The sequence below is a fragment of the Nocardia sp. NPDC059229 genome (genome assembly GCF_042754165.1).
Classification (GTDB): Bacteria; Actinomycetota; Actinomycetes; order Mycobacteriales; family Mycobacteriaceae; genus Nocardia.
The window spans coordinates 37,374-57,664 of the sequence record NZ_JBHZAK010000032.1; the positions used below are offsets into that span (position 1 = coordinate 37,374).

Here is a 20,291-nt window from a genome sequence, read left to right on the forward strand (position 1 = left end):
CGGCTTTTCGACAACTTCCAGTAGCAAAAAGCTCCCTCACACTTGCCTGATCCTCCCGATCAGTGGGTGCTTAGGTTGTGATTGTGCTGCAATCGGGACATGAGTCTTGAGGAGCTGGATGCCCTACTGGCCAAGCACGTCCGAGCCGATGAGACGACCGCTATCGACGGATTGCACATCGCAAAGGTCGAGCGCGTGGCTCCGCCGACGATGGAGATGTCCGGCACGGTGCTTGCGGTTCTGGCCCGCGGCGTCAAACGTCTCGCAGTCGGTGATCAGGTGCACGAGTACCGTCCCGGCGGTTACCTTGTCGCTTCGATCGATCTGCCGGTGACCGGCCAATTCGTCGGCGCGGGGCCTGGCCGCCCCGCACTGGGTTTCGCGCTGGTCCTGGACTCGTCAGTGATCGCCGAGTTGCTGCTCGACGCCGCTCCCGCCGATCTCGTTAGCACACGGTCGGCGACGGTGCCGGGCATCGCGGTGGGGTCGCTGACTCCCGAACTGCTCGACGCCTCGGTGCGCCTGCTCCGGCTCCTCGATCATCCGCGCGACCGGGCGGCGTTGGCTCCGCTGGTCAAACGAGAGATCTTGTGGCGCTTGATCACCGGCGAGCAGGGTGCCACGATCCGGCAGCTCGGGCTCGCCGACAGCGGCCTGCACCATATCGCTCGGGCCGTGCGGTGGATTCGCGACAACTACGACGAGCCGTTCCGTGTCGCCGACCTGGCGCGACGGGTCGGCATGAGTTCTTCGGCGTTCTACCGGAATTTCCAGGCGGTGACGACCCAAAGCCCCATCCAGTTCCAGAAGCGGATCCGCCTGGAGCAGGCCCGCCTCCTGATCGCGTCACAGGCGACCGACATGACAGCCATCGCCCACCGCGTCGGCTACGACAGCCCATCGCAGTTCAGCCGCGAATATCGGCGCATGTTCGGCATGCCGCCGAGCCGGGACACGCCCGGCGCTCAACGTGCACCAGCCGTCGCATGAGTCTGTGCGACAGTCGATTTCACACGAGTAGCGAAGTCGGAGTGCCCACCGCGCGAATGCAAGCGCGGCCTGCGGCAGTGGTAGACGAAGGCCGGCGGCAGGTTGGCCCACACGGTGCGGCAGGCGAGCACCTCTTCGAAATGGTCTGCAAGCCGCCGCCGCAGTCGGCGAGCCGACGGCATCCAGCGTGTGGAGCTGTAAGCGAAAGTGGAGAAGACACCATCAGCCGCCAGGCCACTCGCGATGGCGGCAAGCAGGTCATCCTGGCGTTCAGGGGCGAACGCAGCCCAGGGCAGACCGCTGACAATGATATCGGCGTGCCCGAAGCCATTGCCGGTCAGGACTTCCCGGAGGTTGCTCGCATCGCCCACGATGACATGGACGGCCGGGAATCCGGTGGCCGTCGCCGCCGCGAAGCGCTCGTTGATCTCGATGGCGAGGTGCTGCCCGCGTCCGGACAGCCGCCGCTGGATCGCCGCGGTGAAAGCTCCTGTGCCGGGGCCGAGTTCGAGCACCACGGGCGCGCCGTCGAGAGGCACGGGAACTGTGACGGCGGCGGCCAGCGCTGCGCTGCTGGGTGTGACGGCAGCGACTATGTCAGGGGCACGCAGGAATTCGGTGAGGAAGCCGAATCGGTGGATGGTGGTCATGGTGGATACTCCCGGAGGCTGTGATCGTGACAGGTTCAACTGTCGCCGCAGCGGTGGGTGGAGCACATCTGTCGTTCGACTGTCGTTCTCGCCGTCGATCGCGGCCGGTGACTTAGTCACCGCGCCGCTCGGGGCCGAGCGGACCGGGCTGTCGCGACAGCGCGTCCGCGAGCCCGGCGCGCGAACTCACGCCGAGTTTCGGATAGATCCGATAGAGGTGGGCTCCGACGGTGCGGTGCGACAGATACAGCTGCTCACCGATCTGTTTATTAGTCAGACCCCGGGCCGCCAGCCGGGCAATGAGGGCCTCCTGATCGGTCAGGATGGCGAGCACCGCACTTGCCGCTGTTGAGGTGCCTTGTCGATACCCTGTGGCGCGCAGCTCGTTTCGCGCCCGCTCCAGCCACGGCTCGGCACTCATCGCCGCGAAACCGTCCCGCGCCGCGATCAGATGCGGTCGCGCCCTTGTCACTTCGGAAGCCCGGCGCAGTCTCTCGCCCAACACGAGCCGGACTCGTGAGGAGTCGAACTGCCACCGATCGATGTCCGGCGAGGCCAGCCTGGCCTCCAGCCCGGACAAGACGTTGGGGTCATCACCCGTGAGGGCCTCGGCTCCGGCAACGAGCAGCGCCATCCGGGGTGACAGCGCGGCCACGCCGGCAGCATCCATGGCCTCCACGTGAGCGCGTGCCTCACCGATACGGCCGGTGCGCACGGCGGCTTCCACGAGATCGAACATGACCCAGGTGCAGTGCGGGATGTGGGAGGCGAGGACTCCGGGAGGACTCACCGCAGCGGCGTGGTGGAATGCCGCTTCGAAATCGCCGGCGCCCAGGGTGGCCAGCACGCGCGGGTGCTGAGCGAAAACCGTCGCCGCCGCCACTCCGCGCGGCATTGCCCAGTGGGTGATCTCATCGGCCAGCTCGTGCGCCTGCGCGAAGCGGCCGCGACCGGCCGCCATGAGCGCACGATGGTATCGAAAATACCAGGCGAAGAAGGGGAAACCCGCACTGTCGCAGACTGTTTGGCCTTCATTGGCGAGTTGCTCGGCCTCGTCCCATCTGCCGGTCAGATAGTCGTCCAGGCACAAGTGCATGAGCGCGCCGAGGTGTCGGCGGGGTGGGCCACCGTTGCGGCCCTGATGAACGAGGCGCCAGGATGGCTGGCGCGATTCGGCCAATCGGTCCAGATACACCGACGCCGTGCCGATCCGCATGATCCGGGTGGGATCGGTCTCCTCGGGCAGAGTCGCCAGGATGGAGTCGGCCTTCTCCGACGCGGTCGCGGCGGTCCGGACGGGGTCGGGGAAGGTCCGGCTGATGAGCGCGAGGATCGGCGGCGGCGCCGGGCGCAGGCTGTCCAGCACGCGAAAGTAAGGCTCCCAGTACCGTGGCGCACCGCCGTACCAGCACAGCAGCAGCAAGGTGTGCATGGCTTCGATCAGTGCCGGGTGATCGGCCCGATAGCCGTGGTCGCCGGTCTCGACCGCGCCCACCAGCAGCCGATGCGCGGTGTCCACATCGCCGTCGCCGTTGAGCATGAGGAACGCGGCGGCGTTGGCCGCGTGCAGGGCACCGACGGGATCGGGGACCGCCAGCTGTGCATCGGTCAGCAGCTGCCGCGCGGTGTCGGCGGTGCCGCCGGCTTCGGCCCCGATGTAGGCGGCTTCGGCGAGCCGCCGGCCCCGGGCGGTGTTCGCGGGACTCAACTCGGCGGCGCGGATCAACGCGGTGACAGCCCCGAACGCGTCGCCGCGCAACATCGTTCGATGCGCGGTCGCTTCAAGCAGTGCGGCGACGGTTTCGTCCGGGCGGTCCGCGGCGTGGGCGAGATGCCAGGCCTTGCGCTCCCGATCCGCGGGTAGCGCCGCCGCGAGCCGGACGTGCGCGCCGCGGCGTTCCTCATGGGTCGACATCGCGACGATAGAAGACCGAATCAACGGATGGCGGAAGATAATTCGCGCGGCGTCATCGTCCACCCGCACGAGCTGTTCGCGTTCGGCCGCAGCCAGGCAGGACAGGCCCTCACCGGTGTCGAGAATCGTCCTGAGCACCCGGAGGCTGCCGGTGCCTTCGAAGGTGGCCAGCAGCAGCATTTCGCGCGTCGGACCCGGCAGGGCGGCGATACGGCCAGCGAAGAGCTCATGAAGTCGTTCGTTGAGCGGCACCAGCACCGGCACGTCTCGATCCGTGTACCTATGCGCGGAGTCGGTGAGCGTCGAAGGAAGTTCCATCAACGCGAGCGGATTGCCCTGCGCGAGATCGAGCAATGCCCGCCGAAGCGAGGGCTGCATCTGCGGGAAGGCGGCATCGACCAGCTCCTGTGCGGCCGCCGCTGCCAGCGGTTCGATCACCATCGCGGTCATGTCCCCACGCCGCACGAAGCTCTCGGTTCCGGTGCGCGCCGAAACCAACAGTCCGGCACGGGTTCCCGCCAGTCGACGGGTGAGAAAGCTCAGTACGACCGCCGAGGCTCGATCGATCCACTGGATATCGTCCACGAACAGCGCCACCGGCTGCTCGGCCGCGACCGCGCCGATCAGCGCGAGCGCCGCGTTGCAGACCAACAGGACCTCCGGTGGTGATCCGGCACCGAAACCCAGTGCGACGGTCAATGCTCCCCGTTGGTCGGCCGCCAACTGCGGCAGCTGGGCGCGCAACGGCAGCAGCAGCTGATTCAATGCGGCGTAGCCGATATCGGCTTCGAATTCCGATCCCGAGGCCCACAAGACCTTCATCCCGCAGGTCTCGGCGCGGCGGGCGGTCACGCTGAGCAATGCCGATTTGCCCACGCCTGGCTCTCCCTCGAGTAGTACAGCCTCACCACCGTCGAGAAACGCCGCGAGCCGGGCTAGTTCGGCATCTCGCCCGAACAGGGTGCACTCGCTCACCGGCCAACCGCCGCACCGCGCTGCCGATCCTCGATCTCGGGTCCCCGGCGGTCGAGAAGCAGGACGATCGGCAGCAGCGCGGCCATGACGCCGAGAGCCGCCAGCGGGGGCAATTGGCCGATCACGACCGCCATCGAGAGCAGAATCGACGCGGCGAGTAGACGCGGACGAATGTCCACACCGGCGACACGGCGCGCGAAAGTCGCGGTGCCCGACAGATAGACCGCCGCACCGCCGGTCAGCGCGACGGCGCTGAACCACCCGAGTGGCCGCGTACTCGAGATATGCGCCATCGCGACTTCGATCCCCAAGGCGGACACGACGATTCCGGCGACGATCGGAAAGTGCAGCAGACTGTAACCGTGATGGGCGGCGCGTGCTCGATCCCGCGAGTCGAGTCCGGACAACGCCTGCTCCGCGGCCTCGGCCAGTCCGCTGAAGTACCCCCGCCACAGACCGATGGCGATCGCGACCGCCAGCAGCACGCCCACCAGCAGTGGGAGATCGATCGGCCCCGCCGCGGCGCCGATCGCCACGGTCGATTCGCCGAGCGCGAGAATGACCACCAGCCGATGCCGTTCGACGAAATGTGCCGCCGAACCGATACGGCTGCGCACGCCCCACGTGGTCAGATTCGCGATGATCGGTTCGATGGTGACCGCGGCCAACGCGCACCACACCTGCCACGGCGATCCGAGCACCGCGCCTCCCGCCAGCAGTGCACCCGAGGGAAGAAGCGAACAACATACCGTTTGGACCACTTCTCGCCGAGCTGCGCGACCACCCACAGAAGTGACCAGGTAGACGGTCAAGTGGGTCAGCCGGGCGACGAGGTAGGCCGCCACGAAGACCAGCGGGCCCGACAGTCCGCTCGACCGGTCACCGTAGGCTTCGGGCACAACGACGGCCACGACGAACACCGCCGCCATGCCCGCGAACATGGCGACGCGCACGAATCCCTCGTCGGCATGGAGCTGATTGGCCAGCCAGCTGTAGGCCGTCCACGACCACCACAGCAGGGCGAGCACGATGAGACCCTGCAGGACGCCCATCGGCGCGTGGGCGTCGGCCATCAATCGGCTGACTTGCGTGAACCCGAATACGTAGGCGAGATCGAAGAAGAGTTCCACGGGGGTGACCCGATCGCCTCCCACACTCGCGACGGCTTTCGACGGCGGTGCAGGCCGATGCTCTCGCACCGCGTGCACCCTGGCTCTACGCCTCACCGAACTGCGCTCCTCGCTGTACATCCCTGATTGTGTTCGCCATTCATGCGTGACAGTTCCGGGAAGTCAACGAGATCGGCAGGATCGTGCAAGTACCCGCGACTTCTGTGTTAACGCCACCGATCAGGGCGCTGGTTACATGGAAATCGGCCTGGACGCCCCAGTCCACCGAGAACGGGAGGTCATGTCATGGCCGACGACATGCGAAGCGAGATAACACTTTTCGTCAATGGCAAAACCCAGGAGCTGGAGGTGGACAATCGCCGGACCCTGCTGGACGCGCTGCGCGGCAACCTCGGGTGGACCGGCCCAAAGAAGGGCTGCGATCACGGCCAATGTGGTGCCTGCACAGTGCTGCTGGGCGGCCGCAGGATCGTGTCGTGCTTGACCCTGGCCGTCGCGGCCCACGGCGCGCAGATCACGACGATCGAGGGCCTCGCCGACGGTGACGCGCTGTCGCCGCTGCAAGCGGCCATCCTGCGCCAGGACGGCTTTCAGTGCGGATTCTGCACGCCGGGACAGATCTGCTCAGCGGTCGGCATGCTGTCCGAGCATGCCGAGGGCTGGCCCAGCGCGGTCACCGCCGACGTCTCACCAGACCTGCCCGCCGCGGAGCTCGACGCCGCCGAGGTGCGAGAGCGGCTGAGCGGCAACCTCTGCCGCTGTGGTGCGTATCCGGCGATCGTTCGCGCTGTACTGGAAACGGCCGCGTCGAACGGGGAACCGTCGTGAAGGAGTTCAGCTATCACCGCCCGACCGATGTTGATGAGGCGCTGAGCTCGGTGGAAGGTGACGGAGCCCGCTTTCTGGGCGGCGGAACGAATCTCGTGGACCTCATGAAACGCGGTGTGGAATCGCCGCGACGGCTGGTCGACGTCCGGTTCCTGCCGCTGGCGGGGATCTCCGCGACCACCGACGGCGGACTGCTGCTCGGAGCGACGACGACCAACAGCGATATCGCCGCGCATGCCGAGGTTCGCCGCCGGTATCCCGCTCTGTCACAGGCGATTCTGGCGGGGGCGTCCGGTCAGCTGCGCAATATGGCGACGGCGGCGGGAAATCTCCTGCAGCGCACCCGTTGTGCGTATTTCGCCGATCCGGCCGAGCCGTGCAATCGGCGGTCGCCGGGCACCGGATGCGGCGCACTCACCGGTGAACACCACAATCACGCGATCCTGGACTGGACCGAAAGCTGTATCGCCACACACCCTTCCGATATGGCGGTCGCGCTGGCTCTCTTCGACGCCGATGTGCACTACCGGACCTCGGGAGCCAGCGGGGTGGTGCCGTTTGCGCGGTTCTACCATCCGGTTGGCGATGCCCCGCATGAGGAGACGATGCTGCCCGATCATTCCCTGATCACCGGTATCACGCTCGCTCCGGTCACGCCGGCGCTGCGATCGCGCTACCGCAAGGTCCGCGAACGCGCCTCTTACGCGTTCGCAACCGTATCCTTGGCGGCCGCGCTCGAGCTGGACGGCGGTCGAATCGCCGATGTCCGGCTCGCATTGGGCGGAGTCGCGTCCATGCCTTGGCGCGCCCGCACCGCAGAGCAGCTGCTGCGTGGCGGGCCAGCCACCCCGGAGCTCTTCCGGGAGGCTGCGGACGCCGAGCTGTCGGCGGCGCGGCCGCTGCGCGACAACGCCTACAAGGTGGCACTCGCCCGCAATCTCGTTCCGGCGGTGCTGGCCGAGCTGGCCGACGCCGGAGCCCGTTGACTCGCATCGAAGAAGGACCGCCGTGCACACACCGCCACGATCAGAACCACCGGAGCCTGGGCGCGCCGGCGCGCTGGGCCTCGCCCGCACCCGATTGGAGGGGCCGGGCAAGGTCACCGGCGAAATCCGCTACGCCGCCGACGAACCGTTCGAGAATCTGGCCTTCGGCTACCTCGTGACATCCCCGGTCACGCGCGGGCGCGTCCGTCATCTCGCCGCCGACGCGGTGCGGGACATGCCCGGCGTCCTCGATGTCATCGACCACACGAACGCGCCGCGCCTGAACTCGGCGGCGGGCTCGTATTTCGGCCCGGACGGCAATCTGCAACTGCTGCAATCCGCCGAGATCCCTTACGCGGGTTGGCCGGTGGCGCTCGTCGTCGCGGAAACCTGGGAGCAGGCCCGGCTTGCGGCGGCGGCTCTGCCGGTCGACTACGAGCCGGACAGCCACGACATCGCCTTCTCGGCCGGCCACCCTGCCGCCCGCCCGGCCCTGGACCTTTTCGGTCCCGAAGCAGCCCTTGGCGACCTCGACGCCGAACTCGACGCCTCCACCGTGCTGGTCGACGAACGGTACCGGACGCCCGAAGAATATTGCAGCGCAATGGAACCGCACTGCGCCACCGCCTGGTGGGACGGTGCGGATCTGCACGCCGTCGATACCAATCAGGGTCCGTGGATCGTGGCCGGCGCGCTGTCGGCACTCTTCGAGCTCGAGCCGAGCCGGGTGCACATCCGCGCCGAACATGTGGGCGGGGGCTTCGGATCCAAGGGGCTGTGCGGCCCGCAGCTGATCCTGGCGGTGATGGCCACGACGAGGACCGGGCGGCCGGTGCGGGTCGCCCTCAGCCGCACCGACGTTTTCCTGATCACGACCATGCGCCCGCCGACCGACCAGCGGGTGCGGATCGGCGCGGATCCCGACGGCCGCTTCCGCGCCTTGCATCATGAGGCAGCGTTCGCGATCTCACCGCTCGTCGAATATATCGAGGGCTGCACCGAACTCACCAAAACCCTCTACGCCGCCCGTGCCATCCACACCGGACTGACAGCGGTTCCCGTCGACACCGTGCCGCCGTACTCCATGCGCGCTCCCGGCGCGGCCCCCGGCTCGTTCGCCCTGGAATCAGCCGTCGACGAGGTCGCTGAGCGTCTGGGCATGGATCCGGTCGAACTGCGGCTGGTCAACGAGCCTGCCGCCGGACCGGTCTCCGGACTCCCTTTCAGCAGTCGCCAGGTCGGCGCCTGTCTGAGGGAAGGAGCCTGCCGCTTCGGCTGGTCTTCGCGCGATCATCGACCGCGACGCCGCAAAGAGGGGCACCTGCTGGTCGGAACCGGCGTTGCGACAACCAGTTTCAGTGTTGGAGCGTTTCCCTCGTCCGCATCGATTACCGCCGAGCCCGATGGCACCTTCACCGTGAGCATCGGAGCCGCCGATATCGGCACCGGCGCGCGCACCGCGCTCACCGCGGTCGCGGCCGAAGCGCTCGGCGTCGACATCGGCCGGATCCGGCCGATCCGGATCGCCGACAGTGATCTCGGCGCGGCCTGGAGCGCGGGAGGATCCCGCGGCACCACCTCCTGGACGTGGGCCATCACGGAGGCCGCGGCCCGGTTGCGGGAGGCGACCGTCGAAACACCGCTGCCCGCCACCGCAACGGTCGATACGACGAATCTCCTGGGAGCGCTGGCCGATTGCGAACGCCACGCCTTCAGCGCCGTCTTCGCCGAGGTCACGGTTGACCCGGCAACCGGTGAGGTCAGGGTGCGCAGGCTGCTCGGCATGTTCGCCATCGGCCGAGTCATCAACCCGTTGCTGGCGCGCAGCCAGGTGGTCGGCGGGATGATCGGTGGACTGTCCATGGCTCTTCACGAGGAAGGTGTCCGCGACCGGGTCACGGGCCGGTTGATCAATGCGGATTTCGCCGGCTACCACATCGCCGCCCACGCCGACGTGCCCGAGATCGAAGCCGATTTCGTACCGGACTACGAGCCCGGAATTCCGTTGGGCGTCAAAGGCGCCGGCGAGATCGGCAATGTCGGGACCGCCGCGGCGATCGCCAATGCGGTCTGGCATGCGACCGGGGTCCGGCACCGCACACTGCCGTTGCGGCTCGACCGGCTACTGGAAGCACCGGTCGGATGAGCACGGACACGCTGCGGGTTCTCGGCCCGCGCATGCTGGGTGAGGTCTGGACGTTCGTGGACGACCACCATCGTGCGGGCCGGTCCGTTGCATTGGCCCGCCTCGTCGAGCGTGACGGTCCCGGAGCCCGGCCGTTGGGCGCCACCATGGCGGTGGCAGCCGACGGAAGCTGGCGCGGCTCGGTATCGGGCGGCTGCATCGAGGGCATCGTGCTCGATGCAGCTCGCGAAGTACTCGACACCGGGCGTGGGCGAATGCTTACCCTCGTGCCGGGCGAACAGCTTCTGCCGTGGGAGACCGGCCCTGCCTGTTCCGGGGAACTCCGTGTGCTCGTCACTGCGGCACCGCCGGATCCGGTACACACCGCGATCACCGCCGCGCTAGCGCACGACACCGAACTGACCGTCAGCCTAGGGCTACTGCCTCCGTATACGTGGTGCGCCGCAACGGATAGAGGCTTGGAGACGACGGCGGGCCCGGCTCTTGTCGATGTGATCTCGGGTCGACGCAGACTCGTCCTCGCCGGCGCCACCGACCTGGCCGCGGCCATCGCCGGGTTCGCTGCGGCCATGCAGTTCGCGGTCGTCATCCTGGATCCGCGTGGCAGGCATCTGGAGTCGGGAGCCTTCCCCTCTTCCGCGGCGCTGGTGCGCGGGTGGCCGGCCGAATGGCTGACCGCCAATCCGCTGCGCCCTTACGATGCACTCATCGCGCTGAGCCATGACCCGCGCATCGACGACAGCGCGTTGCGCACGGCTCTCGCGGGAAAGGCGGAATACGTTGCCGCGCTTGGCAGCAGAGCCACGCACGCGCACCGACTGCGGCGGCTCGCCGCAACCGCCGGTCTGGAACGACTGACGGGGCCGGTTGGCCTCGATCTGGGAGGGAGCACCGTTGCCGAAACAGCACTGTCCATCCTCGGAGAGCTCGTCGCCAGCGGAAACGGGCGTTCTGGCGGCCCGCTCCGGACCGGTACCCGCCCGATCCATCCCCGCCCCGACCTCGCCTCCGCATGAAGGACACCGCCCGCACGATCGTCGATGTTCTGCGAATTGCTCTGCTGGGGAGCGGAATCGGGCGGCGAGCCTCGACGAGCTGTGCGACCTGATGAACCGTCACGCCCGCCCGGATCTGACGACCGCCATCGACGCGGTCAGGATATTCAAGGCCGTCGCGCCCCAGCCGCCCAAAACGGTGACCTATGGCCGGGTCTTCGCGCTGGTCGGGCAGGGTACCAAACGATTCGCACTCGGCGAGCGCATGTACGAGCATCGAGCCGGGCAGTATCTCATTGCCTCGCTCGACCTTCCGGTGGTCAGCCACTTCATCGAGGCCGCACCCGGCCGCCCGGGGCTCGGGGTCGGCATCGGCATCGATCCCGCCGAGATCGTCGAACTGCTCGTTCGCGCACCGGCTGGTCTGCCCGAGATCGCCACGCTCACACCACCCGGTCTGGCGGTCAGCGACGCCGATGACGACCTGATCGACGCCGTTGTGCGCTTGCTGCGACTACTCGACCGGCCGGGCGATATCGCGATCCTCGCACCGCTGATCAAACGCGAAATCTTGTGGCGGCTCATCACCGGCGAACAAGCCGCGATGATCCGCCAGTTCGGCACGCCCGAGAGCAATCTCAATCGCATCGCCACCGCTATCCATTGGATCAAAGAGCACTACCATCAGCCGTTCCGCGTCGAGGATCTCGCCGCTCGCGTAGCTATGAGCGCCTCGGCCTTCCACCGCAGCTTCCGTGCCGTCACCACAATGAGCCCGGTCCAGTTCCAGAAGCGAATTCGGCTACACGAGGCTCGCCTGCTGCTCATCGCCAACCCCAGCGACGTCACCGGCATAGGTCGCAAGGTCGGCTACGCCAGTCCCTCCCAGTTCACCCGAGAGTACCGGCGCCAATACGGTGCTCCGCCAAGCCATGAAGCCCGGGAATTTCAGTCCACCTCGGCCGCCGGGGCCAGGACCTGAGGATCGTGGCGAATTTCGGATGGGAGTCCCCCGGATTCGGTTCGCCGGTGATGAGCGAGCCGATGCGGTCGGTGCGGAATCGACTGCCTTTGCGAGGCTCCAGACGATCGTCGGCTGGTAGACGTTTACCGGTCCCAGCGGAGGTCCGACTTCATGCGTCAGTCGTTCGGCGAGCTCCGCGAGGGTATCGACCAGCTATACGTGGCCCTCCGGCGAGCCGTCGTCCACCTCGTCAGTGACGAGTACGCGCAAGCGCCTGATTTCCCCTCCGCCGCTATAGCATTCGCGGAGGAACTCAGAAGCATGCTCCGCATGTCCCCAAGGCTCCGACACCATCAGGCCGGCCTTAAGGTCGGTACCACCATAGGACAGTGGCCCAGGCCGCCAACTTGCCTCCTGATAGAACTGTTCGACGTTCTCGACTGTCCAAGACCAGTCGAAACCTGCTGCGAGACGGGCGATACGCACCGCCTCTTCGAAATCAGCTTGCACGCTCGGATGCTAACCGCTGACCTGCAAGTTGTCCGAGACGATCGCCGCCCGATAGGAGTGGCGGTGCGAAACGGCCCGTCGAGGGCTGCCCATTGAATCAGCATGATGGTCTTTGCGTCGGCGATCTCGCTGGTTCGGATCATGGTGAGCGCCTGAGGGAAAGGGATTTCGATGGTTCGGATGTCCTCGCCCTCGGCGGTGATGCCGTGGCTGTCGTTCGTGGATTTCCCGGGGTCGTATGGAGCGGCGAAGAAATGGAGGCGCTCGGTGACGGAGCCTGGGCTCATGTAGGCAACGAACACGGGGCGGGCTGTGCCCACGTGGTGGCCGGTTTCTTCCTGTGCTTCGCGGCGGATGGCTTCGTGTGGGGTGTGACCGTCCAGGAGTCCAGCGGCGGTCTCGAGCAGCATGCCGTCCGGATGCCCGTTGACGTATGCGGGGAGTCGGAATTGCTGGGTAAGGAGGATGGTTCGGCGGTCGGTGTTGTAGAGCAGAATGGTGGCGCCGTCGCCGCGGTCGTAGGTCTCACGCTGTTCGCGGGTCCAGTGTCCATCGCTGTGCTGGTAGTCGAATGTGGTGTTGCGCAGGACGTACCAGTTGCAGGAGAGCACCTCTACGTCGTGGATGCGGACGCGCGGGTTGCCGGTGAGATCGCGGCCGTGGCGGTCGAGGCCGGTGCGGCCGCGACGGTCGGGAGTATCGATGCCGGCGGTCATCGGCTGGCCCGGGAATGGCTGTGGCGGAATGCGTTCAGGTGTTCGGTGAGGAATGCCTCCATGGTGCGTGGGGGTCTGCCGAGGATGCGGGTGACGGTATCGGCGGGGTGTTCTGGATGGGTGATGGCGAGCTGCTGGATTTCGGTGACATGGTCTGCGAGCCAGTGGGGGAGGCCGGAGCGCTGGATGAGCTGTTGGCGGAATTCGGCGGGCGGTAGATCCACGTAGCGAATGGTGGTGCCGAGCCGCTCGCTGAACAGGGCCGCCAGCTGAGGGTGGCTGTAGGTCTCGGGGCCGGTGAGAGTGTATGTGCCTCCGGCGATTTCGGATCGTGTCAGAGCGGCGGCCGCGACGTCGGCGATATCGCGGCAGTCGATGTAGTTGCAGGGGGCATCGCCCATGGCTCCGACGAAATGGCCCTGCGCGGACAGCTGGGGTGTGAGCAGGAGCAGCTTCTGCATGAACGCGTAGGGGCGCAGAATCGTGTGCGAGATGCCGGTTTCGCGCAGTGCTTCTTCGATGGCGTAGTGCCACCGGGCGATTGTGACCGGTGAGTCCGGGGCGGCGGTGGGTGCCGAGAGCTTGACGATGTGGTCGATGCCGTTGTCGACGGCAATTTCGATGGTGCGGGTTTCGAGTTCGACTTGGTCTGGGCCATTTGTCATGGTCAGGAACAGTTGCGATGCGCCCTCGAACGCGGTGCGCAGCGAGGCGGCGTTCGAGGAGTCGGCGTATCGGATTGCGACGGTGGGCAGTGCATTCGCGCTGGCGCGCAACCGATCCGGATCTCGGGTCAGTGCCCGGCACGGTATCCCCGCATCAGCGAGGCGGTGCACGAGCGCGTTGCCGCTAGCGCTCGCGGCTCCCATGACGACGATCACTTGTCTTCCCTTCGGTGAGTGGAGCACCAGCGCCACGTGATGATCGTGGCCGCCAGCGCCGCGGCGATCGGGACATCGGCGCGAATGCGTTCGGGAAATGCCGATGCCATGGTCAGTAGTCGGGCAAGCGCGGCTCCCAGTGCGCCGGCGGCGATGCCGAACATTGCCGACAACGCCATCGGCGTTGAGCCGGGCAGTCGGCGACGCCGAATCAGGCCGCGTTGCAGCAGGATTCCCAGCGCAAGGGCTACTGCGGCGGAGGTGCCCGCGATGGAGGTCAGCGCCGCGAGCATCAGATCGAGGCGGCCGGTGATCAAGCCGCCAGCGCCTGCGCAGATCGCCGGAGCGAGATAGGCGAAGAGGACTTCTCGCCACAGCACGAACTGCGGCGGCCTTGTCACTGCGCTCATCTAATTAGGAGCCTAACTATATAGTCGCAAAGAGATGGGTGCATGGTCGTCGCTGGATTAATCGGTGAGTGCTGCGATGCCCTGGTTGACGCGTTCGAGCAGGTCGAGGAAGGTTGTTCGCTCCTTGCGGGTGAGCTCTCCGACCATCGATTGGAGGCGTCCGAAGTGCTCGGGCGCGACCTCGCGCAGCTTGTGCGCTCCTCGTGCGGTGAGAACCACGACGACGGCGCGACCATCTTCGGCCGAGGCCCGTCGGCACACCAGCCCCTGTTGTTCCAGGCCATCGATCAGGCCGGTCACCGTGGCTCTGGTGACGGCGAGTTCCTCCGCCAGTTGCGAGGGCGACAGTTCGCCGTCTCGGTCCTCGAGGGCGGCGAGGAGGCGATACCGTCCGGTGGACAGTCCGAATCGGGCGAAATGCGTTTCGGCTGCCTGGTTGAGCCTCGTCCCGGCGCTGATCAGGCGAACGGCGACCAGCACCGCCTGCGGATCGATCTCGGCCTCCAGCTCGTAGTGTCGCAGCTGTTTGCGCGCCTGTGCGAGGGTGGGAGATTCGGTGCTAGCCGAGCTGGTTGCCATGAATCTAATATGGCACCTAACTATCTGTTCGTCAAAGAGTTGAGAGAGGGAGGCTGGCCGCGGAGCGCGACCGAGGGGCCGCGGTATGCCCCTCGTCGGATGAGAATCCATCCGACGGGAAGTGCCCTGGCGATGTCGAAGTGATGGTCCAGCAGCCGCTGTCTGGCCAGGCGCTCACCGAGTTCGGGCAGCGCACCAGCAGGGATGCCTGCCAAGTCTTTCAGACTCCACCGCAAACACCGACACGATTGCTGACGCGCCGGAGTCGTTCATCGACAGCGGTGGTTTGGTGTCGGGCAAAGGAAGGATGGCGGTGTTGTTCATCGGATGGTTCCTCGCGGGTGTCGATGGCGGTCGACAGGGCGGTCAGAGTTCGACGGTCACTTCGGTGTCCGGCGGCAGGGTGAGCGGGCGTTCGCCGGAGTAGCCGGTCGTTACGTAGGCGACGAGGTAGCTCGATTTGCGTTCGAGGCCAGCGATTCTCACTCAGTGGGTGCTGCCTCGGTCGCGGTAGACGAGGGCCTTGCCAACGTCGTAGCTGGTGAGCTGGCCGAATGGCTTGGTCATGCTGCCTTACTGGCTCGGCGGTGACTGGATTGGGTAGCCGAGGCAGCGGCCGTCGGAGTGGTAGCGGGCGTGCCCTTCCGGGAGGGGGTCGCTTCGGCCGACGAGGGCCGTGCGCAGTCGGCGCAGTGGGAGGGGGCGCAGCTGGTAGACCTTGGCGAGTTGGCCACTGTGGCCGGTCGCGGAGCAGCAGTTCTTACATAGGCCGTGGTCGGCGAGCCGGGCTTCGTTGATGCCCAGCGGTTCTCCGGCGAGGACCAGGCGGCGTTCACATCGGGGCATACGGGGATGCGGTGTTCGGGGCGGCCGTAGCGGTTGATCACTTCCCGCAGTGCGAGGGTGGTGTTGTTGTCGCCTCGGCACACGACTCCGGCGGCGATGACACCGTCGGCGGGGAGGGTGATGTCGGGCTCGGTGGCGAGTTGCCCGGAGCCGAGGGCGCGGTCAGGCGGCATGCATGGCTTGAACTGCAACACGCGCGAACCCTTCCAGCTCCAAGAAGGGGAGCGAGACCATGAAGTCTCTTTTCGGAAGACTTCCGGTTTCTCGGACTCGTATTGCCACGGCACCCCCAATCGGACTTTAAGTGCATCACCCAAAGCGTGTGGGATAAGGGGTGGGTATGAGCGGGTTAGATGACGATAAAACAAAGCCCAAAGACAAGTGGACAATTTCCGTATCCATCTTAGCTCTAATTGTAGGTTTCGGATCATTCTCCGCGGCGGCGGTGTCGTGCTCAACTAGTCGCGACGCATTGCGCACGGCCAAGCAGGCAGAGAAAATCCAAGAGAGCGACACATCTGGGCATATTCTTGCTACCTTTGCGTTGCAGAATGTTCAAAACGGAAAAACGATATACACAAGCGTGGATACCACTTACAGTGGCCCGTTGAACATGTCGCGCGGTGATGCCGAGGCACCCAACACCTGGTTAAACATCACCCTCACCAACATCGGAAATAGGGTTGTATCCATACAGAACGTCGGACTCGCGACGAACTCCAAGCCCAACGCGAGCCTGTGGGTATATCAAAAGGGCTTCGATATTCCCGACTACTGCAACGGGGATGCCAGCACCGACCGCGATATTCGATGCTTCTCTTTTACGTACAATATCGAAGTCGGCAAGTCGGTAGTATTCCATTGGCCGCTGCTATCAGATTGGATCGATCCTATCCTTGGCAATAACTCAGGAAATCCGATAACAGTCGGCCTTGCAACTAGCGTGGGTTCTATCGCCGTCCCAACCCAGCTAATAATTGGATAGATTTGCACCGGCAAGTAACCGCTATATACGACTTGGAGAACATTCAGCTCAATCAGCGCAGCGAGAACTTCACACCCTGTGCCGGACCCCGAAGGCAGGTACGGCGCGATTCCGTAGAGGTGTGCTGACCACCCGCATCGTTGAGGGCCGGCACCTGCGGCAGGTAGGCGAACGCTTCGGCCAAGGCGGTCTCGATGCGGCGCTTGGCCCGCAGAACATCGAACCGCCCCGGGCCGTTTCCGGCAGAGCCGTATTCGGCCGGGTAACCGACCCAGAGGGACGTGAACCGGTTGGATAGGCGGCCGGTGACGCCAAGCAACGTCCCGGACACTTCGGTGCGGGTGTCGCCGGGGTGGGACTCTCCGGTGCCACCGACAGTGAGCGAAGTCAACTGAGACATGGAAATCCTTCAAGGGATGCAGAATCGATGACAGGAGGTCCGCGCGAGCGAGGTCAGCGTCAACTACGGCCAGGTTGTCGATTGCAAGCACTGCGGCGGGTATGCGGCAGGTCGCGATCGGTATCGGACGCCCTCTGGCAATGGGATTACCCTCGGTCCCTGGGCGACCCGCCGCCGGGCCGCTGCGTCTCGTTCCACTACGAGGACAGGTCCGAGACGTCGCCCGCCTGCGTGAGGTAGACGAGCGCGCCGCGCCGTACGGTTCAACAATATTTGGCCGTGTTCGAGCCCTACCGAAGCGAGTGGCTTGCTGTCAGACTCGCAACATGAACGATAAGTTCTTCCAGAACTATTGGCGCGCAATCGTGATCATCGCGGTGCTTGGAACCGGAGTGGATACCGTTACACAAGGCTTCGATCTCGCTCGGTTCGTCCTAATCGCGCTAGGTATGCTTGTTCTCGCGACAATTGCATGCCTTCTTTACGACACGTGTTCTTGGCGTGAAACGATCACCAAATTGCTTAAGAGCTCCTAACAGGTTCGGTCAGTTGTCGTCGGGTTGCGTTGCAGTGCAGTATGTTTCGTTGTGGCAGCACCTTGGATCGTGGATGACGAGTTGTGGGCGGTAATCGAACCGCTACTGCCGACGAAACTGGCCGGGACACCGGGACCGCCGCAGATGGACAGCCGCCGGGTGCTGCGGGGGATCTTGTTCGTGTTGATCACCGGGATCGGGTGGGAAGATCTGCCCCAGGAGCTGGGGTTCGGGTCCGGGATGACGTGTCGGCGCAGGTTGCGGGACTGGCAGGCTGCTGGGGCGTTCGAGCAGATCCATCAGGGCGTGCTCGCCCGTGCCCATGCAGCCAGGTTGATCGATTTCGACCGGATCATGGTCGACGGCTCGCACGTGCGGGCGAGAAGAGACATCCCAGGGCCTGGGTTGTCAAGTAGCAGCGGCCGGGTCGCCGGTGTGTGGAGACCAGGCGGTGGTTTCGTTGTAGGAGGTGCGGGTCTTGAGGCAGCCGTGGAGGATGCCCACGAGCCGGTTGGCGAGCTGGCGTAGCGCGGCGCGGTGTTCCAGGCCGCGGGCGCGATGCCGGTCGTAGTAGGAGCGGGCGCCGGGTGAGGCGGTCAGGGCGCAGAACGCCTGCTGGGCCAGGGAATCGATGAGCCGGTCGTTGTGCACGAATCGGGCGGCGACGATCTTCTTCTTGCCGGAAGCGCGGGTGATCGGGCTGGTGCCGGCGTAGTTCTTGCGGGCCTTGGCCGAGGCGTAGCGGCCGCGGGCGTCTCCGAATTCGGCGAGCACCCGGGCACCGAGAATGATGCCCATCCCGGGCTGGGACAGGACGATCTCAGCGTCCGGGTGTCGGCCAAAATGCGCCTCTACCTGCCCTGCCAACTCGGTGATCTGCTCGCGGAGGGCGATCAGGATGTGGATCGAGGCCCGTGTGGTGGCCGCGTAGGCGGCATCGATCACCGCATCGCGGCGCAGATGCTCGGCCCGCAATGCTGCCTGGATTCTGGCGGCTTTGGTATCGACGTCACGGCGACGGGCCCGGGTGAGTGCGGCCCGGATCTGCTTGAGCGACAGCCGCGCTGCCGCAACGGGTTCGGGCGCTTTGGCCAGCAGTTCCAGCGCATCGGATGCGGTGAGGTCGTCGAAGGCCTCCAGCGCCGCAGGGAAGTACTCGCGCAACGAGTGCCGCAGCCGCTGGGTGGTGCGGGTGCGTTCCCAGATCAGCGTCTTGTGCGCTCGGGCAACGACTTTCACCGCCTCAGCCTGCGGGCTGTCCGCAGCCACTCGTCGCAACTGATGCGAGTCGGTGCGCACCATGTCGGCCAGCACGTGCGCATCGGCTGGATCGCTCTTGGCGCCGGAGACCGCGTGCCGATCGCGATAACGGGCAGCCTGCAACGGGTTGACCGCGAACACCGAGTAACCGGCGGCGACCAGGGCCGCGACCCAGGGACCTCGATCGGTCTCGATGCCGATCACCACCGAATCAGCCTCGGAGCCGGTGTCGAGATGTTCGCCGATCAGGGCGTGTAATCGGGTGATTCCCTCGACACCCTCGGGCAGCAGGGCTCTGGCCAGCTTCTTGCCTGCCGGGCTCATCAACTCCACATCGTGATGGTTTTCGGCCCAGTCGTCTCCGACGAACAGCAACAGCGATCCTCCTGCCTACCAACCTCTTTCGATATCGGTAGCGTTCAGGAGAACACTCGGCGACCTAATGAAAAGTGCTCACGCCCGAGGCGGGCACGACATCCCAGCGCGATCCGTTCTCCCGGTCGACCGGCGGGGGCACGATCTTTTTTCAGGATTCGAAGTCCCGGGGGCGAAGAGTGCTCACCCGCCAGCCGCTACCGGTAGCGAGTCTGCCGTACTGGTGGACCCGCTACATATCATTAGGGGCGCCGCAACAGGTCCGAGCCCGGTCGACCGCGCCAAGACCGGTTCCAAGCACCACATCCTGACCTGCGGGAACGGGTTCCCGCTCGCGGTGGCGTTGTCGGGTGCCAATGTCAACGACCATCTGCTGTTGCCCACACTGCTCGACCGGGTCCGACCCCTGCGCGGGCGTGCGGGCCGGCCCAAGCATCGGATCACCACCCTGATCGCGGACAAGGGATACGACTACCCCAGCGTGTATTCCGAACTGCGGCAACGACATATCACCGGCTACATCGCGCGCCGCGGCACCCGTGACAGGGTCACCGCCGGCCGCTGGATCGTCGAACAATCCTTTGCCTTACTGCACCAGTACCGGCGGCTGGCCATCCGATGGGAACGCCGCACCGACATCCACCACGGATGCCTCGACCTCGCCGCAGCACTGATCTGCTGGCGACGACTCAGCAACCGAACCCGATAGGAGCTCCAAGTTCAGAGAAATCGGCAGCTCTCTTGGTCGGCGATCCGGATGGCGTCGAGGCTGCACCGGATGGCATTGCCCGGGATCAGACGCAGCGGTGTCCTCGACCGCGTCGCACGGACCTGCCCCCTGGCGGAGGTAAGCAAGCCCCCCAGAATCGAGGGCATGAAGCCGCCATACGTCTTGGCTATCTTGGGGTTTCAGGTTCTGATCCATGCTCGGGGGGAGATGGCCGATGATTGCTCGTATCACCTCGGTTGCCGCGGGCGGACTCAGTCTCGGGACCGCGGATGCCAATCGCCGTGCCGCCTACCGCCGGCAGCTGCGCTGGTGGGCATTGCCCTGGTCGATCGCGATGCTGCTCGTATCCTGGCCGATCCCGTTGCTGACCGGGCTGCTGCTGTATCGCCTAGTACTGCAACTGCACTCGCGTGATTCGTTGCTGGTAGACCTGTCGGGTGGTGTTGGATCATGCTGTGGCCGAACTGGATTCGTTGATCGCGAG

20 protein-coding genes are annotated in these 20,291 nt (G+C 65.8%); 10 read left to right on the forward strand and 10 right to left on the reverse strand.

All coding sequences use genetic code 11. The annotated features are described in order from the left end of the window. Positions 1–99 precede the first annotated feature (99 nt). On the forward strand, positions 100–990 hold the full coding sequence (locus ACFXHE_RS40315) for an AraC family transcriptional regulator N-terminal domain-containing protein (protein ID WP_379390413.1): 891 nt from the start codon (positions 100–102) through the stop codon (positions 988–990). Here the strand turns inward: ACFXHE_RS40315 and ACFXHE_RS40320 are convergent. The 3 genes from ACFXHE_RS40320 to ACFXHE_RS40330 all read right to left on the reverse strand — a co-directional run bounded on the left by ACFXHE_RS40320 (position 966) and on the right by ACFXHE_RS40330 (position 5,660). Further along, the gene (locus tag ACFXHE_RS40320) at positions 966–1,640 is read right to left on the reverse strand and encodes a class I SAM-dependent methyltransferase (protein ID WP_379390415.1); all 675 of its coding nucleotides are present in this window, start codon (positions 1,638–1,640) and stop codon (positions 966–968) included. The two genes, ACFXHE_RS40315 and ACFXHE_RS40320, sit on opposite strands and share 25 nt — an antisense overlap. Before the next feature lie 112 nt (positions 1,641–1,752). Further along, complete coding sequence (locus ACFXHE_RS40325; RefSeq protein ID WP_379390417.1) at positions 1,753–4,530, reverse strand: ATP-binding protein; 2,778 nt, start codon at positions 4,528–4,530, stop codon at positions 1,753–1,755. Beyond that, positions 4,527–5,660 (reverse strand): low temperature requirement protein A, encoded by a 1,134-nt coding sequence (locus tag ACFXHE_RS40330; RefSeq protein WP_379390419.1) that lies wholly within the window; start codon positions 5,658–5,660, stop codon positions 4,527–4,529. The genes ACFXHE_RS40325 and ACFXHE_RS40330 overlap by 4 nt, the downstream gene beginning before the upstream one ends. Positions 5,661–5,945: 285 nt before the next feature. Here ACFXHE_RS40330 and ACFXHE_RS40335 point away from each other — a divergent pair, with 285 nt between their 5' ends. The 5 genes from ACFXHE_RS40335 (at position 5,946) to ACFXHE_RS40355 (ending at position 11,597) form a co-directional block, all read left to right on the forward strand. Then, positions 5,946–6,488, forward strand: coding sequence for a 2Fe-2S iron-sulfur cluster-binding protein (locus ACFXHE_RS40335; RefSeq protein ID WP_379390421.1), 543 nt, complete (start codon positions 5,946–5,948; stop codon positions 6,486–6,488). Then, positions 6,485–7,474: an FAD binding domain-containing protein gene (locus tag ACFXHE_RS40340; protein ID WP_379390423.1), complete on the forward strand. Its 990-nt coding sequence runs from the start codon at positions 6,485–6,487 to the stop codon at positions 7,472–7,474. Before ACFXHE_RS40335 ends, ACFXHE_RS40340 begins: the two co-directional genes overlap by 4 nt. 22 nt (positions 7,475–7,496) lie before the next feature. Further along, positions 7,497–9,620 (forward strand): xanthine dehydrogenase family protein molybdopterin-binding subunit, encoded by a 2,124-nt coding sequence (locus ACFXHE_RS40345; RefSeq protein ID WP_379390425.1) that lies wholly within the window; start codon positions 7,497–7,499, stop codon positions 9,618–9,620. Next, positions 9,617–10,636, forward strand: coding sequence for an XdhC family protein (locus ACFXHE_RS40350; RefSeq protein WP_379390427.1), 1,020 nt, complete (start codon positions 9,617–9,619; stop codon positions 10,634–10,636). The genes ACFXHE_RS40345 and ACFXHE_RS40350 overlap by 4 nt, the downstream gene beginning before the upstream one ends. 91 nt (positions 10,637–10,727) lie before the next feature. Beyond that, positions 10,728–11,597: an AraC family transcriptional regulator N-terminal domain-containing protein gene (locus ACFXHE_RS40355; protein ID WP_379390429.1), complete on the forward strand. Its 870-nt coding sequence runs from the start codon at positions 10,728–10,730 to the stop codon at positions 11,595–11,597. 335 nt (positions 11,598–11,932) lie between these two features. Here ACFXHE_RS40355 and ACFXHE_RS40360 read toward each other — a convergent pair whose 3' ends face one another. The 5 genes from ACFXHE_RS40360 to ACFXHE_RS40380 all read right to left on the reverse strand — a co-directional run bounded on the left by ACFXHE_RS40360 (position 11,933) and on the right by ACFXHE_RS40380 (position 15,521). Beyond that, entirely contained in the window at positions 11,933–12,805 is an 873-nt protein-coding gene (locus tag ACFXHE_RS40360) for an NUDIX domain-containing protein (protein ID WP_379390431.1), read from the reverse strand. Next, a complete protein-coding gene (locus ACFXHE_RS40365) occupies positions 12,802–13,686 on the reverse strand; it encodes an NmrA family NAD(P)-binding protein (RefSeq protein ID WP_379390433.1) in 885 nt (294 codons plus the stop codon). Before ACFXHE_RS40365 ends, ACFXHE_RS40360 begins: the two co-directional genes overlap by 4 nt. Further along, positions 13,683–14,096 carry a hypothetical protein gene (locus tag ACFXHE_RS40370; protein ID WP_379390434.1) on the reverse strand — a complete coding sequence of 138 codons (414 nt, stop codon included), beginning with the start codon at positions 14,094–14,096 and terminating at the stop codon, positions 13,683–13,685. Before ACFXHE_RS40370 ends, ACFXHE_RS40365 begins: the two co-directional genes overlap by 4 nt. A gap of 57 nt (positions 14,097–14,153) precedes the next feature. After that, complete coding sequence (locus ACFXHE_RS40375; protein WP_379390436.1) at positions 14,154–14,675, reverse strand: MarR family winged helix-turn-helix transcriptional regulator; 522 nt, start codon at positions 14,673–14,675, stop codon at positions 14,154–14,156. A gap of 573 nt (positions 14,676–15,248) precedes the next feature. Beyond that, a complete protein-coding gene (locus tag ACFXHE_RS40380; protein WP_379390438.1) occupies positions 15,249–15,521 on the reverse strand; it encodes a hypothetical protein in 273 nt (90 codons plus the stop codon). Positions 15,522–15,861: 340 nt separating this feature from the next. Here ACFXHE_RS40380 and ACFXHE_RS40385 point away from each other — a divergent pair, with 340 nt between their 5' ends. Then, positions 15,862–16,506, forward strand: a complete 645-nt coding sequence (locus tag ACFXHE_RS40385) for a hypothetical protein (protein ID WP_379390440.1) — start codon at positions 15,862–15,864, stop codon at positions 16,504–16,506. Positions 16,507–16,558: 52 nt separating this feature from the next. Here ACFXHE_RS40385 and ACFXHE_RS40390 read toward each other — a convergent pair whose 3' ends face one another. Beyond that, positions 16,559–16,906 carry a hypothetical protein gene (locus ACFXHE_RS40390; protein WP_379390441.1) on the reverse strand — a complete coding sequence of 116 codons (348 nt, stop codon included), beginning with the start codon at positions 16,904–16,906 and terminating at the stop codon, positions 16,559–16,561. A gap of 605 nt (positions 16,907–17,511) precedes the next feature. Here ACFXHE_RS40390 and ACFXHE_RS40395 point away from each other — a divergent pair. Continuing rightward, positions 17,512–17,970, forward strand: coding sequence for a transposase (locus ACFXHE_RS40395; protein WP_379390443.1), 459 nt, complete (start codon positions 17,512–17,514; stop codon positions 17,968–17,970). On the opposite strand, the gene ACFXHE_RS40400 is transcribed toward ACFXHE_RS40395, so the two are convergent. Beyond that, a complete protein-coding gene (locus ACFXHE_RS40400; RefSeq protein WP_379390445.1) occupies positions 17,851–19,077 on the reverse strand; it encodes an IS110 family transposase in 1,227 nt (408 codons plus the stop codon). The genes ACFXHE_RS40395 and ACFXHE_RS40400 overlap by 120 nt on opposite strands. A gap of 223 nt (positions 19,078–19,300) precedes the next feature. Between ACFXHE_RS40400 and ACFXHE_RS40405 the strand changes: the two genes are divergently transcribed. Then, a complete protein-coding gene (locus tag ACFXHE_RS40405) occupies positions 19,301–19,786 on the forward strand; it encodes an IS5 family transposase (RefSeq protein WP_379390447.1) in 486 nt (161 codons plus the stop codon). Positions 19,787–20,021: 235 nt separating this feature from the next. Next, positions 20,022–20,291, forward strand: a 270-nt coding sequence (locus ACFXHE_RS40410) for a hypothetical protein (protein WP_379390449.1), incomplete at its 3' end; no start/stop codon positions are given.

Excerpts from the sequence above, each read along its gene's own strand:
- ACFXHE_RS40390 (WP_379390441.1), bottom strand. The coding sequence starts at position 16,906 with ATGTCTCAGTTGACTTCGCTCACTGTCGGTGGCACCGGAGAGTCCCAC.
- ACFXHE_RS40355 (WP_379390429.1), top strand. The coding sequence starts at position 10,728 with ATGAACCGTCACGCCCGCCCGGATCTGACGACCGCCATCGACGCGGTC.
- ACFXHE_RS40350 (WP_379390427.1), top strand. The coding sequence starts at position 9,617 with ATGAGCACGGACACGCTGCGGGTTCTCGGCCCGCGCATGCTGGGTGAG.
- ACFXHE_RS40385 (WP_379390440.1), top strand. The coding sequence starts at position 15,862 with ATGAGCGGGTTAGATGACGATAAAACAAAGCCCAAAGACAAGTGGACA.
- ACFXHE_RS40380 (WP_379390438.1), bottom strand. The coding sequence starts at position 15,521 with ATGCCCCGATGTGAACGCCGCCTGGTCCTCGCCGGAGAACCGCTGGGC.
- ACFXHE_RS40335 (WP_379390421.1), top strand. The coding sequence starts at position 5,946 with ATGGCCGACGACATGCGAAGCGAGATAACACTTTTCGTCAATGGCAAA.
- ACFXHE_RS40315 (WP_379390413.1), top strand. The coding sequence starts at position 100 with ATGAGTCTTGAGGAGCTGGATGCCCTACTGGCCAAGCACGTCCGAGCC.
- ACFXHE_RS40375 (WP_379390436.1), bottom strand. The coding sequence starts at position 14,675 with ATGGCAACCAGCTCGGCTAGCACCGAATCTCCCACCCTCGCACAGGCG.
- ACFXHE_RS40320 (WP_379390415.1), bottom strand. The coding sequence starts at position 1,640 with ATGACCACCATCCACCGATTCGGCTTCCTCACCGAATTCCTGCGTGCC.
- ACFXHE_RS40370 (WP_379390434.1), bottom strand. The coding sequence starts at position 14,096 with ATGAGCGCAGTGACAAGGCCGCCGCAGTTCGTGCTGTGGCGAGAAGTC.
- ACFXHE_RS40360 (WP_379390431.1), bottom strand. The coding sequence starts at position 12,805 with ATGACCGCCGGCATCGATACTCCCGACCGTCGCGGCCGCACCGGCCTC.